Origin of the sequence: Alkalibacillus haloalkaliphilus (assembly GCF_007991275.1) — a bacterium.
Classification (GTDB): domain Bacteria; phylum Bacillota; class Bacilli; order Bacillales; family Alkalibacillaceae; genus Alkalibacillus; species Alkalibacillus haloalkaliphilus.
Genome location: NZ_BJYA01000004.1, coordinates 78,709 through 92,238, shown reverse-complemented (window position 1 = coordinate 92,238; position 13,530 = coordinate 78,709). Strand labels below are relative to the sequence as shown.

Sequence of the window (13,530 nt, the reverse complement as noted above, 5' to 3'; positions counted from 1 at the left end):
TATGGATACGGTTAATTTATTATTTATCATCTTCTTAGTGGCTATTGTCGTCATAAGTTTTCCACTTGGCCTTATAGTCATGAAGAAAAGAAAGGATTATAAGGATGGCTTAAGCACGGTTTTTCTTGTAAGTTTTGTATTACTTTTGTTTGTTTTTCCATGGTACCAATCTGCTGCGGCTGAACATTTCGCGGGTACTATGGGAGTGATCCTTAATCTAGTACTAGTGTTTGTGTTGTATATTGTATATATCATTGTGTCTTGGTTAATTTTGATGCTGATCCATAGAAGAAGTTTAGCTAGTTGATGCGATAAACAAGAGGTGTTCAAATGTTTAGAAGAAAAGTTATGGCTGCTCTTTATACCTCTTTAATTGCGGTCGTGGTTTGAAACCAAAATATTAGTTTATAGCATTATTAAAATATGTTTGGGTGGAGTGAGTTAAATGGACGTGAAACTACCATTCGGATTAAGGAATGATAGGTTAGTATATATTGATGATGTAAAACGCGGTTTGGCGTGTGGATGTGTTTGTCCGTCATGTAAACAGCCTTTAATAGCAAAAAAAGGTCCAAAAACAGTACATCATTTCTCTCATTCTAATGAGAATTGCAATAATGCATTTGAAACTGCACTTCATATAGCTGCTAAGGATATTTTGAATCAAAATAGAAAAATTATAATACCTAAGGTTAGGTGGAGAATTGAGGGGACAAACAATTATTGGACTTTAACTGAAGAGAAAGAGTTGAATTTTGACGAAGTTATATTAGAAAGTTATCAAGATGGAGTCATTCCTGATGTGTTCGTTGTTATCAATGGCAAAAAGCTAATGATTGAGATCACTGTTACTCATGAAACTTCTCAATTAAAAATTGAAAAAGTGAGAAGAAAAGGTGTGTCAATCCTAGAAATAGATTTGAAAGAATATAAAAGAAACTTCATTAAGGAAAAATTAGATGACGATATAATAAATAATCCTTCAAATAAAAAATGGATGTTAAACATGGAACTAGAAAAAATAGAGACGTTGAGCAAAAATAGAAATGTAGTTCAATATTTAAATTGTTACTATAACAACAACTATTATGAGCAAGATCCTTCTTCAAATTTTGGCCCTAGATGCCCTAAAGAAAATGGAGATAGAATTTCATATGAAAAGTGTTCAGAATGCGAATTTTGTATGGGGATATTGTTAGAAGAAAAGTTTATCAAATGTTCTTATAAAAGCCGAATTAAAAGTTATAAGGATTTAAAAAATTATGCAAGGAATCCCTCAGCATACCTTGATAAAATAGAAAGGGAAGAACAGCTTAAGTTAGAATTAATTGATGAAATGATTGAAATTCATAAAGATTTAAGACTATATATTAATAGTAAAGAACTAAACAAAAAAAGTTTCAATGATATTAAACAATTACATAAAAGCACTTTGGACCATCACTATAAACGTAACCAATTAACATTATTTTAAATAGACAGTTACTAAATGAAGTCAAACGTCCTGGAGGAGTTACTTATGTACAAGAAAGATCAGTTTAGAGAAGCATTTCTTGAGTCTATTGAAGATGCAAAGGTTCTTGATAAAGGCTATGTTGATATATCGTCAAGAGAACTTCATAAAAAAATAGGTGGTTACCCTGGAGCGAACCACAATATGCCTAGCTGCTGTGATGTAATGTATGAACATATGAATGAAAATGATGAAGTATTAGAATCACCTAAAAAAGGCAAAGGTGCAAGTCTTTTTATAAGGTACTATTTACCATAGTATGCTCACATAACATGAATTTTGTGTAGTAGATTTATTTAGAATAAGTATTGTAACAAATTGTGACGTGACAATAGGTGATTTTCCGTTGTAATTATTTAATCATTTTAAACATAAAAAGTTCCCCGGGCCGTTTTGGCGGGGAGGAGCTAAAGGGAGAAGGATATGAATGAAAAACCAAAAAGAAACTATTAGAAAAATGGTTAATTATCTAAATAACGAGGAAGCCGATGGGGGATTTTGGCTACCTAATATTCAAAGGCCCTTTGTTTGGAAAGAAGAGCAAATTGAAAGACTATTTGATTCAATTTTACGTGAATATCCAATAAGTACACTTCTAGTTTGGAAGACTAAAAGCAACCTTAAAAGAAGACAATTTATGAGAGATTATAAGAAAAAGTTGAAGTTAACGGATTTCTACGTACTGCAAGAAGATCACAAAGTAAAACAATTGGTTCTTGATGGACAACAGAGGTTACAAAGTTTATATATTGGATTAAAAGGTAGTTATGAAGGAAAAGAGCTATATTTAAACATTTTAAGTGGTGATTTAACTAAACCTGACGATATACGATACCAGTTTAAGTTTTTAAACCAAAAGAATGTTGAATTTCCATGGATAAAATTTAAAAACATTGTCTTTAATCGTGGTGATTCTTATGACATTACTGAGGAAGTCATTGAAGCGGCTGATTACGAATTGTCAAAAGATGAAACAAAGAAAATCAGTAAAAACATATCAAATATCTTAAAAGTTTTTACTTCTGATGAAACACTAATTTATCAAGAATTAGATAGCATTGATAACCCAGAAGCGTACACGGAGGATGATGTAGTTGAAATCTTTATACGAGCTAATTCTGGCGGTACTGTCTTAGGTAAATCAGATTTGCTTTTCTCATTATTGTCTTCAAGTTGGGAAGAAGCAGATGAAAATATGGAAGAACTACTAGAGGAATTAAATAATACAGGGTATAAGTTTAACCGAGATTTTGTACTCAAAACATGTTTAACGTTATTAAATAAAGGTGCAGCATACAGTGTACCTAAATTCCGTGAAGAAAGTACTAGGGAGAATATATCGGAAAAATGGGATGATATCGCTAATGCTATAAACGATGTTAGAGATTTTCTGTATGGAAAAACATATCTACGGTCAGATAAAGCTTTAACTTCCTATCTTGGCTTAATACCGATAATTTACTTCAGATATCATTTCAAGGACAAATGGAGTAGTGTTAAAAGATTAGATGAATACATTTTGAAAACATTATTAACAGGATCATTCAGCGGAAGTCCTGATAACGTAATTGATCGATGTGTTGATACAATTCGAAAAACAAAAGAATTTAACGTCGAAGATATCTTTGAAGCTATTAGAAGAAGCGGTCGTAATTTACAAGTGAGTGAGGACACGATACTTGATTTACATTATGATTCTAAAAACATCCATTTAATCTTCAATTTATGGTATAAAGGTTTTGCTTATCATCCTGCATTTCAAAATAATAAACCGCAAATCGATCATATCTTCCCTCAAAGTGAGCTTCAAAAGGTAAAAGAAGTTAATCCTCAATCAGGGAGAGAAGTATTGTCATACAAAAAGAAAGACAGGGATCAGATAGCAAATTGTATGTTACTAACACAACAAGAAAACGGAGCAGGTGGCAAAAGTAATCAATTGCCTGAGATATGGTTTGCTGATAAATCGGAAGAGTATCTTGATATGCACCTGATTCCTAGAGATAAAGAATTATGGAAGGTTGAGAATTATGAGCAATTTATTGAAGAAAGGAAAAAGTTAATTATTAATAGGTTTAATGTGTTGATATACTAAGTTATAGAAAGTGGTAAATATAAATATAGTATCCGCTTTAGCAATTTGGTTATTTGTGATAAATCTCAGTAAGAAATTTTATCTATTTGAATACCTTGAATGGTGAAAAATAAATACTCAAAATCTTTGAGGCTTATAGGAGTTGATTTAATGAAAGATTTAATTAAAGATGAACATATTGAAATTGAAACAGATGATAACGGAAATGGAATGACAATGGATGAGGAAAAAGTTAATGAAAAATATACAAAAGGTGAAGTAAGAATTGTTACTGAGCAAGGAAGGTTTCAATTGACTACAGTTCCGTCAATAGTCGAAAGTGAAGATTACATTTTAGACCCTGAATTTCAAAGAAGACATAGATGGAGTACTGAAAAAAAATCCAGATTAATTGAATCATTTATAATGAACGTTCCTATACCTCCTATTTTCCTTTATGAAATTGATTTTTCCGAATATGAAGTAATGGATGGTCTTCAAAGGTTGACTGCAATTTACGAGTTTTATAAAGATGGTTTCGAACTTAATGGCTTAGAAGAATGGAAAGAATTGAATGGGTGTAAGTATTCTGAATTACCAACTCAGGTAAAGAGAGGAATTGACAGGAGATATTTATCTTCAATGATATTATTGAAAGAAACCGCAAAATCTGAAAAAGAATCTCAAAGGTTGAAACAATTAGTTTTTGAAAGAATAAACAGTGGGGGAGAAAGGTTGGAACCTCAGGAAACAAGAAATGCATTATATAATGGCCCTCTGAATAGTGTTTGTATGGAATTATCAAGAAATGAGCACTTTTGCAAAATGTGGAATCTACCTGAAGTGACACAAGGAGAATTGGATGGCAATCCTCCTAAAGAATTAATTAATAATCCATCCTACAAAAAAATGCAAGATGTTGAATTAGTATTAAGATTTTTTGCATTCAGGCATATTGAAAAATGGGAAAAAATCACTCTTACAGAGTTTTTAGATCGTTTTCTTCAACAAGGGAATTTATTTCCTGCAGAAGTTTTAAATGAATATAAAACATTATTTACGGAGACATGTGAATTAGTTTATAGTATTTTTGAAGAAGATGCATTTTGTTTATACAGAGAGAGAAAAAATAAATGGATTCTCTATAACAGACCTACAAAAGTTATATATGATCCCATGATGTATGTTTTAAGTGACTTTATTGACCGAAAAGATATGCTTGTTAGTCAAAAGGAAAAGATCAATGAAGATATAAAAGAATTTTACAAAGAATATTACGATATTTTCGGAGGAAGAAATACAGGCCAAAGTGATGTGAAGAATAGAATCGAAAAGATGCAAGATTTTTTCACTAGTTACTTGAGGTAGCATATGGAATACTCAATAATTGAATTTAATCACGGTACAGATAAGTTAAATAAATATATAACAGGCATTAAAAATAATAGAGAACTATTTGCAAAAATTAAGAGAATAAGTGGCCATATTTCTTCTGACGAATATGAAATATTTGAAGATATCAAACAACAATTGAAATTTAATTTTGATAAAGATATCAGGATATATGAGTATACCAGTATTATTATTAACTTATATGGATTATTTGAGAGATATATTGAAAATAGTATTATAGAGTATATTGATTTCTTGAAGAAAAGTATACCAAAGTATAGCAGTCTACCAGTAGAGATAATCAACAATCACTATGAGTTATCAGCTCAATTGATAAGTAGCTTAAATTTGCCTAAATATAAAGATATAATTACTAAAGAAACAATAATTTCTAACCTTTATAGTTGTGCTAATTGTAAAGGAGATAAAAAATATAGATTGAATAGTGAGGCTTTTACTCAACATTCATACAACTTTAGAGGAAAATCTTTAAACGAATTCTTCAAAACTGTGGGAATTTCAAATCTAACATCTTTATTAAAACAATCTAATGGTACTTTTAGAAAGTATCTTGATGAAATTGAAATACCAGTTGAAAATTGTTTTGACATACTAGATGATTTAGCTGAAAGAAGAAATAGAATTTCACATGGTGCTGAAGAAGATGACATATTGGGCATAGACGAATTGAGTAGGTATATGGATTACATTAATAATCTAGTGAAATCTATAAATGATCTATTAAATGTGCAATTAATACCTTATTTAATTGAAAAAGGAGACAATCTTATAGAAGTTGGAACCCCTTTTAAGCAAATAACTGATAAAATTGTAGGGATTAAACTTTCGAATATCAACCTGAACAAAGGGGATAAGATTTTTATTGATAAAGGTCAAAGTGATTATAGTTATGCAGTTATCCAATCTATGCAAATTAATAACGAATCTTATGATAATCTTGAAATCAATGGTGAGGGTGGCATAGATGTAGGAATTGGTTTTGATTGTAAAGTGACACCTGGGTATACTCTTTATATGATAACAACTAATTAATATACCATGTGGCCAATATGTGCCCACACGTACTATTTTTAAGTGTTTTAATTGAATATACAAAAATATTTTAGAATTGAAAAGACCCCCGGGCCGTTACGGCGAGGGGGTCTAGTGGGGTTTGGCACCCAGTGACTCCGAGTGGATTCGAACCACCGACCCCTTGCCTGTCAAGCAAGTGCTCTCCCGCTGAGCTACGGAGTCGTGTTATGAAAGTGTCACATTTAAATTATCGACAACTAATAATATAATAGCTTATAATGAGAATGTCAATACTTTTTGAGAAGTTGGAGGTACAAATTATATGCTACCACGTATGTTCACGTACTTACTACTCGGTGCATTGATCGTAGCAGCTGTAGCGGTGAGTGTTCCTCAATATTTAAGTTACTTATTGATCGCGTTCGCGGCGATTTTCGTTATTGCGCTTGGTGCGCTTGCGTTTATTTATGGAAAGCGTGCAATACTTATGTTTAAAGAATTGAAGAAGCAATAAAAGAACGTATCGAGTTGAGCTCGGTACGTTTTTTTATTAGCGTATTCTTAGGACAGATGCCACAACGGCAATTAATGCAAGAATGATGCCGAATGGCAGTAACGTATATAATACGACAGGAGGCAGACTAAAGATAATATCTAATATCGGAATTAAAATACATAACGGGACGCTAATGGATATGGCGATGAAGAACAATGTATCTAGTTGTTTTGTATCCATGTTAACACTCCCTTAAAATAAGTTCTCACGAATGCGTTTTGGGATCATTGTCACTTCTAAGTCTAGATCAACAGGTTCATAAGTTTCATCGATACACTCTTTCCAATACTTTAAATGTTTCTGATCAACCCAATGTTCTGAGTCCTCAACATCTTGACCACCTTCACCTTCAATAGAATACCAGTATAAGTAGTCGACGCCATCGACTGTTTCGCGGAATATATTTTCGACGTACATCTTCTCATCTTCTAATGTGAGCAGCACATCTTCCATATGCTCATTTAAAAATTCCAGCCATTCATCAACGCGGTGCTCTTTTCCTTCTTTTACTCGAAAGCGGGTTAGTTCAATGATCATCATTATTGCCACCTTTATCCAGTAAACTAATTCTATTTTAACAGAGTTGTATATTATTTTAATAATATTTTGGACTTTAAGAAAAATTATATGGAAAATTTTAAAAATATAGTTGGCGGCTAGTTGGCGGTCTAGTATATTAAGGGATGAAGGTGGTGTTTAACTTGCGAGTGAGTCGAAATGGACAATACTTTTTTGTATTACTAGGCTATATTGGCATAATTATTTTTGGGCTTATTGTTGGGTTTACATGGATTGAGAATTTACATATTGGGTTACAATTAGCAGGTTTTTTAGGGTTCTTATTATTAATTATATTTATTAATTTCGTGCAAAATCAGTTACTTTTTTCAATGGCTTTGCAGTTTGTTTATATGTTTAGTGCGATTGTCGTTATAATCGTTAGTTATTTGTGGCTTTTTTGAAGGTGAAAGAGTTTTTAAAGTCGCGCATTAGGGGCTGAATTTTTGGAGGGTTTTACTTGGCATTACAAAAAAGCATTGATTATTTAATCATTAGAAAATTAATGTCTGCGTCTATTTCTTGTTCTATATATGCTTTATTTTTAGGTTTTTTTGACCCTTTTAGTGGTAGCTATAGTTCATTAAATGATTTTATAGTTAATCTAGATTCTTACTTTGGAAGTATACCGGTGTTTTTAATGTATTCGTTACCCATCTTTTTAATTTATGGAACGATTACTTCACTTATAAGTGATTACATAGCTCGTCTGATTTCAAAGTTAACATCAGACAAAATATTTGTTGTGTTCTCAGGGGTCTTACACCTTATATTTGGTTTTTACTTTACTTGGGTGGGATTACTAGCAGCATTTTTATACTTCATAACTGATTTGGTGTTAAAAAAGAAAAGGCTTTATGATTTGAAGAAGTTGCGTTTTAGTTTAATGATTCCTGTTGTTATGTTTATTTCAGCTATGGTTCTTTCACACCTTTTAAATTATTAGCAGGTTGTATAGTGGCGATTTTTCAGGACTTAACGTATTTTGAAATCAGGTAGTCTCTTCTTACGGTATAAGCTTTTTTACTAAAGGAAATAATAAGACAACAATGAAGTGAGGGACGTGACGTTGTGAAGCGTGTTGTTGTCTTATGTGTGATGCTAATGGTGTTTTACATATGGGTGATTGAAATAACTGGTGAGGAAGTTGAAGGAACGAAAAAGGTTGCAATTATTATTGATGACTTGGGCCATGGATTGGAAGGTACTGAGGAGATCTTAAGCTTGAATATTCCATTAACTGTCGCTGTCATGCCGTTTGGACCTAATACGCAAGAAGAAGCAATAATGGCTTATGAAAATGGTCATGAAGTGATTGTTCATTTGTCAATGGAAGGGCGACCTGGGACGTCAAGGCAGTTGGGCGAAGGTGCGATTACGACGCAAATGGGTAACGATGAGATCAAACAGCGAGTGCAAGAGGCGATTGATGATGTGCCGTATGCAGTTGGTATTAACAATCATATGGGGTCTGTAGCGACTGAAGATGAACGCGTCATGCAGCAAGTGTTAAGTGCTGTGCAAGAGCGAGGGATGATGTATGTTGATAGTAAGTCGAATTATTTTAGTGTCGCGCCAGATGTCGCTGAAGAGTTAGGTGTTCCGATTGTGGAGAACCATATCTTTTTAGACGATGTGGCGAATGTTAGGCACATTCGTTCACAATGCCAGGCGATTAAACAGCGACTGGAAGAAAACGAAGAATGTGTTGCCATCGGTCACGTTGGAAGGCCTGGAAAAGAAACGGCAACAGCGTTAAAACAATGGATTGAGGAAGTGGATGGTGATGTTGAGTTCGTGACGGTGTCAGAACTTGTGCCAGAGTTTCGGTGGATTCATCATGGGTTGTAATGAGGATGCTGAACTGTAAAAAGTTTGGCATTTTTTTATGTTTATGGATTGGAGAAGGAGAGTGAAGTTTGGAGCGAGAATAGTAAATAGAGGGAGGGAACATATTTTGACAAGTTATAAACCAACAATCCTTGTCCTCGGTACTGACCATGGTGACCTGATTATGGTGCAGTCTGAAAATGAAAGTTTACTATAAGGGGAAATGCATTTTGTTATTAATATACATTCTAATAGGGGGAGTAATATTATTAGGGCTTGTTGGCTTTTTAAATTTTGGATACTCAGACTACGAGTATATAGGAACAGAAGGTGAAAAACCACAAAAAGTTGTTGGTATACTTCTTATTCCATTAATCCTCATCACATTAATTAGTGTAGATATCTTGTGGCCGAATCAAAGTCATCTTCAATTGGCTAGTGTCTTATTTCTTTTTGGTGGAAACTCTTTGTTTGGCTCCTATTTTGCAAAAAATATTTAAACGATGTACAGCGAAGTTGGTTTCATCTTTTTATGGGTCTCCTGCTCTTTCTCGTAGGTGCTCTCTTATTGAGTATCTAATAGTTTATTACGTTAATAGCTTTAGCTTTTTTCCTTTGTTGAGTTTGGATTTGAGTAGAAATGTCGCGTGTAAAGGTAGGAGGTTTGAAAATGAAAGGCTTAATACATCATATAGAAATATATGTTTCTAATTTAGAAGAGTCTGCTAATTTTTGGCGTTGGTTCCTTGAAGGGTTAGGGTATACGTCTTATCAAGAATGGGAAAGCGGTTGTAGCTTTAAGTTAGGTGATACATATATCGTTTTTGTCCAGGCAGAAGATCGTTTTTTAGACGTTCCATATCATAGGTGTCGGGTCGGTCTTAATCATTTAGCATTTCACGCAGAATCGCGCCAGCATGTAGATGAAATGACGGAGAAATTAAAATCAAGAGGTGTAAAGATCCTCTACGCAGATCAACACCCTTTTGCTGGGGGAGATGATTATTATGCGGTTTACTTTGAAGACCCAGATCGAATCAAAGTAGAACTTGTAGCGCCGGAGTAGTTTAATATTAAAAGAGAGTGGAAAAGAAATTTTTAACAAACTAACCAGCTAAAATATAAAAACAACAATTATGAGTTTGAAGGTGAACAAATGAACAAGCAAAGTACTGTTGAATCTTACAATCAGAAAGCTGTTGAAAGAAATTCATCTAGTTTACAAGAGTGGAAGGTTAATGAACGAGAGAAGTTTCTCGAGTATCTATTAACTGAAGGATGTAAGAGTTTATTAGAGATTGGTGCAGGACCAGGGAAAGATAGCCTTTATTTTAAAGAGCAAGGGCTAAATACGATTAGCACTGATTTATCACCCGAAATGATTAAGTTATGTAAAGAAAAAGGGTTAGATGCTGAAGTGATGAGTTTTGCTAATCTTGATTATCCAGATCATAATTTTGATTCGATCTGGGCACTCAATTGTCTACTGCATGTTTCAAGAAAGGAAATAAAAGATGTGCTGGCCGAAATAAAAAGAGTATTGAAACCTTCTGGCTTACTTTATATAGGTGTTTATGGAGGTAGGAATCAAGAAGGGATTTGGGAAGATGATCATTATAATCCCAAGAGGTTTTTCTCCTTTTACGATGATGAATCGATCAAGCAGTTATTAGCAGAGTTCTTTATAATTGAAAACTTTGAAGTCGTACCAAAAGAAACAGTTGGTGGGGATTTTCATTTTCAGTCAGTTGTTTTGAGGAAATAATACAAGCGCTTAGGTAAAAGTGTGGGGAGGACAAAGGTGGATTATAATATTGAGGTTTTAGAGACGAATCGCGAAAAGTTTTCATCTTTTTTACATAGTAAAGTTAAAGAATATAATAATGAGCAATCTATGCACAATAAAAGAGCGAGGCGAAAAGGTGCTGTACAACCAATCAATATCATTGTATCTAACCACAATGAGGAATGGATTGGAGGCATAACAGCCGAGGTTTATTGGGGCTGGATGGAGCTTAATGATTTTTGGTTTCATGAAGCGCATAGAGGTAAAGGGTTAGGTGGCCAAATTCTTGAAAAGGCAGAGAAGATCGCTAAAGAGAAAGGTGCAACAAAAGCGCTAGTAAGGACTTTTGAGTTTCAAGCTCGTACTTTTTATGAAACTAAAGGTTATAAAGTTGTAGGTGAAATAGAAGATTATCCACCTGGTAGTAGTTACTATACTTTGGTGAAGGAGCTTGGTTAATAGAGGGAGGAATTCTCCTGAGAAACAGAGGGTCAGTGGTACTAATTGAAGATCAGAAGGTTGTGCTTATTAAAAGGGTTAGAGAAGGTTCGGTCTATTACGTCTTTCCAGGTGGTGGAATTGAGGAAGGAGAAACACCAGAGGAAGCCACTAAAAGAGAAGCCTTAGAAGAATTAGGTGTTGAGGTTAGGGTTGGTGAGTGCCTTGAAAAATTAATATTTAATGATGGTACTCAATACTTTTTCCTATCTGAAATTGTAAGTGGAACAATTGGGTCAGGCAAAGGTGAGGAGTATACTGATTCGAGCAGAAATAGAGGAACTTATGAACCAATGTGGGTTGATATTGCTAGGCTACCGTTTCTTAACGTAAAGCCAAAGGAAATCGCTTTAAAGGTTCAATCCTTAATCAAATGATACGTAGGTGAAAGTAGTGGAAGTTAAGCTAAAAAAAGCAACAGAACAAGATGCGGATATAATTTACGAGACTCAAGTTAAATCATTTAAATCTTTGTTGGAGGAATATAAAGATTACTCTACAAATCCAGGTTATGAAACTATGGATAGGGTAAAAGCGAGAATACATAATCCAAGTGGTGGTTTTTATTTAATATCGGCTGATGACAAGGTGGTAGGTGCGATTTGTGTATATTGGAAAGAGAATGAACACTTTTGGATCAGCCCAATGTTTATCCTTCCTGCTGACCAAGGAAAAGGTATAGCTCAGAAGTCGATTAATTTAATTGAAGAAATGTTTCCTCAAGCTAAGTCATGGGAGTTGGCGACCATTATGGAAGAAGAGAGGAATTGTTATTTGTACGAAAAGATGGGTTATTTAAAAACGGGAGTAACCAAGAGAATTAATGAGTATGCTAACTTAGTTTTTTATAAGAAGGAATGTTGAAAAGCATTTTGATAGGAAGAGGAGATAAAATGAAAAATGAGATTAGTATAAGTAAGCTTTTTAATCGAAGTTGAGAGGTGGATTTTGTGGTCATTCAAGACTCTTGGTTTACAGTTACTCAGATAGATCGTAAAACTTTTGCTATTAGTGAATTTGGTCACTGGGAGAAGGTACACTCATATTTATTAATTGGTGAAAAGAAAGCAGCATTGATCGATACTGGGCTAGGGATCGATAACATTAAAAGGGTTACAGATCAGTTAACAAGCTTACCGATTATGGTGATCACGACACATGTTCATTGGGATCATATTGGAAGTCATGGTGAGTATAAAGAGATTTTTGTTCATAAGGACGAGGAAGATTGGCTAGTCAACGGTATTAAAAAGCTACCAATTGAGCAAGTCAGGAAAGATGTAGGGCGTGATATTACCATTCCTACGCCTGATTCATTTAATCCAGAAACGTATCAACCATTTCAAGGCGTACCTACTGGTTTGTTGAATGATGGGGATGAAATAGCATTAGGGAATCGTAATTTATCCATATACCATACTCCAGGACATTCTCCAGGTCATATATCAGTCTATGATCAAAGTACAGGCTACTTATTTACTGGTGATTTGCTTTATGATGAAACGCCTATATATGCTTTTTTTCCAACAACAAACCCTATTGATCTTGTAGAATCTTTAGAAAAAATATCTAATATACCAAATGTAACAATGATTTATGGTGGACATAATACGATAGGACTTAAACCTGGTATTTTGGATGAGGTTAAAGATGCAGTCAAAACATTAAGAGAGAAAGATCTTATTCATTTTGGGACAGGGCTTCATCAGTTTAACGGATTTAGTGTTAAATTTTAATACTGAATAAAGGAACTGAGGTGCAATTTTGAATTTAGATTTGAAAGTATTAATCAGAAAAATGAACGAAGATGATTATGAGACCATGGCGAAATGGTTAAGTACAGAAGAGGTTCTGGAGTTCTATGGTGATGTGAATTCTCCATTTGATTTGGTAAAAGTTAAAGAAAAATACGGACCACGAATCGCTGGAGAAGTTCCAGTGATCCCTTATATAGTCGAGTTAGGTGACACACCTATTGGTTATATGCAAAAGTATAGTTTAAGTGAAGAGAAGAAAGTGGGATTCGGCTATTTTACTCATGATCAAGTTTATGGGGTTGATCAATTTATAGGTGTTCCAAGCCTTTTTGATAAAGGAATTGGTACTAAAATGGTTCGGCAATTACTGGTTATATTTTTGATAATACGGATGCAAATGTTGTTGTTTTGGACCCTGAGGTATCAAATGTTAGAGCAATTAAATGTTATGAGAAATGCGGATTTTCAAAAGTGAGATTGATAGAGGATAGGAGTAAGTGGTTGATGGAGTGTCGTTAGATGGGGGAGCGA

At 33.9% G+C, this 13,530-nt stretch carries 19 protein-coding genes, 1 tRNA gene and 1 pseudogene; 18 read left to right on the top strand and 3 right to left on the bottom strand.

Annotated elements, in window-relative coordinates:
• Position 1: 1 nt before the first annotated feature.
• From AHA02nite_RS05860 to AHA02nite_RS05835, 6 genes are all read left to right on the top strand, one after another.
• Positions 2–307, top strand: a complete 306-nt coding sequence (locus tag AHA02nite_RS05860; protein WP_146815301.1) for a hypothetical protein — start codon at positions 2–4, stop codon at positions 305–307.
• Between the two features lie 138 nt (positions 308–445).
• The gene (locus AHA02nite_RS05855; RefSeq protein WP_146815299.1) at positions 446–1,474 is read left to right on the top strand and encodes a competence protein CoiA family protein; all 1,029 of its coding nucleotides are present in this window, start codon (positions 446–448) and stop codon (positions 1,472–1,474) included.
• A 45-nt stretch (positions 1,475–1,519) separates the two neighbouring features.
• Positions 1,520–1,771: an HNH endonuclease gene (locus AHA02nite_RS05850; RefSeq protein ID WP_146815297.1), complete on the top strand. Its 252-nt coding sequence runs from the start codon at positions 1,520–1,522 to the stop codon at positions 1,769–1,771.
• A 169-nt stretch (positions 1,772–1,940) separates the two neighbouring features.
• Entirely contained in the window at positions 1,941–3,608 is a 1,668-nt protein-coding gene (locus AHA02nite_RS05845; RefSeq protein WP_146815295.1) for a GmrSD restriction endonuclease domain-containing protein, read from the top strand.
• Positions 3,609–3,758: 150 nt separating this feature from the next.
• Complete coding sequence (locus tag AHA02nite_RS05840) at positions 3,759–4,955, top strand: DUF262 domain-containing protein (protein WP_146815293.1); 1,197 nt, start codon at positions 3,759–3,761, stop codon at positions 4,953–4,955.
• Between the two features lie 3 nt (positions 4,956–4,958).
• Positions 4,959–6,032, top strand: a complete 1,074-nt coding sequence (locus AHA02nite_RS05835; RefSeq protein ID WP_146815291.1) for an MAE_28990/MAE_18760 family HEPN-like nuclease — start codon at positions 4,959–4,961, stop codon at positions 6,030–6,032.
• 132 nt (positions 6,033–6,164) lie between these two features.
• Here AHA02nite_RS05835 and AHA02nite_RS05830 read toward each other — a convergent pair.
• A tRNA-Val gene (locus AHA02nite_RS05830) sits at positions 6,165–6,236 on the bottom strand.
• Between the two features lie 100 nt (positions 6,237–6,336).
• Between AHA02nite_RS05830 and AHA02nite_RS05825 the strand changes: the two genes are divergently transcribed.
• On the top strand, positions 6,337–6,528 hold the full coding sequence (locus tag AHA02nite_RS05825; RefSeq protein WP_146815289.1) for a hypothetical protein: 192 nt from the start codon (positions 6,337–6,339) through the stop codon (positions 6,526–6,528).
• A 36-nt stretch (positions 6,529–6,564) separates the two neighbouring features.
• Here AHA02nite_RS05825 and AHA02nite_RS05820 read toward each other — a convergent pair whose 3' ends face one another.
• Together AHA02nite_RS05820 and AHA02nite_RS05815 are read right to left on the bottom strand one after the other, a co-directional pair.
• Complete coding sequence (locus AHA02nite_RS05820) at positions 6,565–6,750, bottom strand: hypothetical protein (RefSeq protein WP_146815287.1); 186 nt, start codon at positions 6,748–6,750, stop codon at positions 6,565–6,567.
• A 12-nt stretch (positions 6,751–6,762) separates the two neighbouring features.
• Positions 6,763–7,107, bottom strand: a complete 345-nt coding sequence (locus AHA02nite_RS05815) for a DUF6176 family protein (protein WP_146815285.1) — start codon at positions 7,105–7,107, stop codon at positions 6,763–6,765.
• A gap of 164 nt (positions 7,108–7,271) precedes the next feature.
• Here AHA02nite_RS05815 and AHA02nite_RS05810 point away from each other — a divergent pair, with 164 nt between their 5' ends.
• The 11 genes and pseudogenes from AHA02nite_RS05810 (at position 7,272) to AHA02nite_RS15440 (ending at position 13,518) form a co-directional block, all read left to right on the top strand.
• Complete coding sequence (locus AHA02nite_RS05810; protein WP_146815283.1) at positions 7,272–7,532, top strand: hypothetical protein; 261 nt, start codon at positions 7,272–7,274, stop codon at positions 7,530–7,532.
• A 56-nt stretch (positions 7,533–7,588) separates the two neighbouring features.
• On the top strand, positions 7,589–8,074 hold the full coding sequence (locus AHA02nite_RS05805) for a hypothetical protein (protein ID WP_146815282.1): 486 nt from the start codon (positions 7,589–7,591) through the stop codon (positions 8,072–8,074).
• A gap of 125 nt (positions 8,075–8,199) precedes the next feature.
• Positions 8,200–8,979, top strand: a complete 780-nt coding sequence (locus tag AHA02nite_RS05800) for a divergent polysaccharide deacetylase family protein (RefSeq protein WP_146815280.1) — start codon at positions 8,200–8,202, stop codon at positions 8,977–8,979.
• 209 nt (positions 8,980–9,188) lie between these two features.
• The gene (locus AHA02nite_RS05795) at positions 9,189–9,458 is read left to right on the top strand and encodes a hypothetical protein (protein ID WP_146815278.1); all 270 of its coding nucleotides are present in this window, start codon (positions 9,189–9,191) and stop codon (positions 9,456–9,458) included.
• Positions 9,459–9,628: 170 nt separating this feature from the next.
• Positions 9,629–10,024 (top strand): VOC family protein, encoded by a 396-nt coding sequence (locus AHA02nite_RS05790; RefSeq protein WP_146815276.1) that lies wholly within the window; start codon positions 9,629–9,631, stop codon positions 10,022–10,024.
• A 90-nt stretch (positions 10,025–10,114) separates the two neighbouring features.
• Positions 10,115–10,723, top strand: coding sequence for a class I SAM-dependent methyltransferase (locus AHA02nite_RS05785; RefSeq protein WP_146815274.1), 609 nt, complete (start codon positions 10,115–10,117; stop codon positions 10,721–10,723).
• A 36-nt stretch (positions 10,724–10,759) separates the two neighbouring features.
• Positions 10,760–11,203 carry a GNAT family N-acetyltransferase gene (locus tag AHA02nite_RS05780; RefSeq protein ID WP_146815273.1) on the top strand — a complete coding sequence of 148 codons (444 nt, stop codon included), beginning with the start codon at positions 10,760–10,762 and terminating at the stop codon, positions 11,201–11,203.
• Positions 11,204–11,220: 17 nt separating this feature from the next.
• On the top strand, positions 11,221–11,619 hold the full coding sequence (locus tag AHA02nite_RS05775; RefSeq protein ID WP_170235989.1) for an NUDIX hydrolase: 399 nt from the start codon (positions 11,221–11,223) through the stop codon (positions 11,617–11,619).
• Positions 11,620–11,635: 16 nt separating this feature from the next.
• Positions 11,636–12,106, top strand: coding sequence for a GNAT family N-acetyltransferase (locus AHA02nite_RS05770; protein WP_146815271.1), 471 nt, complete (start codon positions 11,636–11,638; stop codon positions 12,104–12,106).
• 86 nt (positions 12,107–12,192) lie between these two features.
• On the top strand, positions 12,193–12,978 hold the full coding sequence (locus AHA02nite_RS05765) for an MBL fold metallo-hydrolase (protein WP_146815270.1): 786 nt from the start codon (positions 12,193–12,195) through the stop codon (positions 12,976–12,978).
• Between the two features lie 61 nt (positions 12,979–13,039).
• Positions 13,040–13,518 (top strand): annotated as a pseudogene (locus AHA02nite_RS15440) (GNAT family N-acetyltransferase).
• Positions 13,519–13,530 lie beyond the last annotated feature (12 nt).

Excerpts from the sequence above, each read along its gene's own strand:
- AHA02nite_RS05785 (WP_146815274.1), top strand. The coding sequence starts at position 10,115 with ATGAACAAGCAAAGTACTGTTGAATCTTACAATCAGAAAGCTGTTGAA.
- AHA02nite_RS05815 (WP_146815285.1), bottom strand. The coding sequence starts at position 7,107 with ATGATCATTGAACTAACCCGCTTTCGAGTAAAAGAAGGAAAAGAGCAC.
- AHA02nite_RS05820 (WP_146815287.1), bottom strand. The coding sequence starts at position 6,750 with ATGGATACAAAACAACTAGATACATTGTTCTTCATCGCCATATCCATT.
- AHA02nite_RS05835 (WP_146815291.1), top strand. The coding sequence starts at position 4,959 with ATGGAATACTCAATAATTGAATTTAATCACGGTACAGATAAGTTAAAT.
- AHA02nite_RS05845 (WP_146815295.1), top strand. The coding sequence starts at position 1,941 with ATGAAAAACCAAAAAGAAACTATTAGAAAAATGGTTAATTATCTAAAT.
- AHA02nite_RS05855 (WP_146815299.1), top strand. The coding sequence starts at position 446 with ATGGACGTGAAACTACCATTCGGATTAAGGAATGATAGGTTAGTATAT.
- AHA02nite_RS05840 (WP_146815293.1), top strand. The coding sequence starts at position 3,759 with ATGAAAGATTTAATTAAAGATGAACATATTGAAATTGAAACAGATGAT.
- AHA02nite_RS05825 (WP_146815289.1), top strand. The coding sequence starts at position 6,337 with ATGCTACCACGTATGTTCACGTACTTACTACTCGGTGCATTGATCGTA.
- AHA02nite_RS05860 (WP_146815301.1), top strand. The coding sequence starts at position 2 with ATGGATACGGTTAATTTATTATTTATCATCTTCTTAGTGGCTATTGTC.
- AHA02nite_RS05790 (WP_146815276.1), top strand. The coding sequence starts at position 9,629 with ATGAAAGGCTTAATACATCATATAGAAATATATGTTTCTAATTTAGAA.
- AHA02nite_RS05850 (WP_146815297.1), top strand. The coding sequence starts at position 1,520 with ATGTACAAGAAAGATCAGTTTAGAGAAGCATTTCTTGAGTCTATTGAA.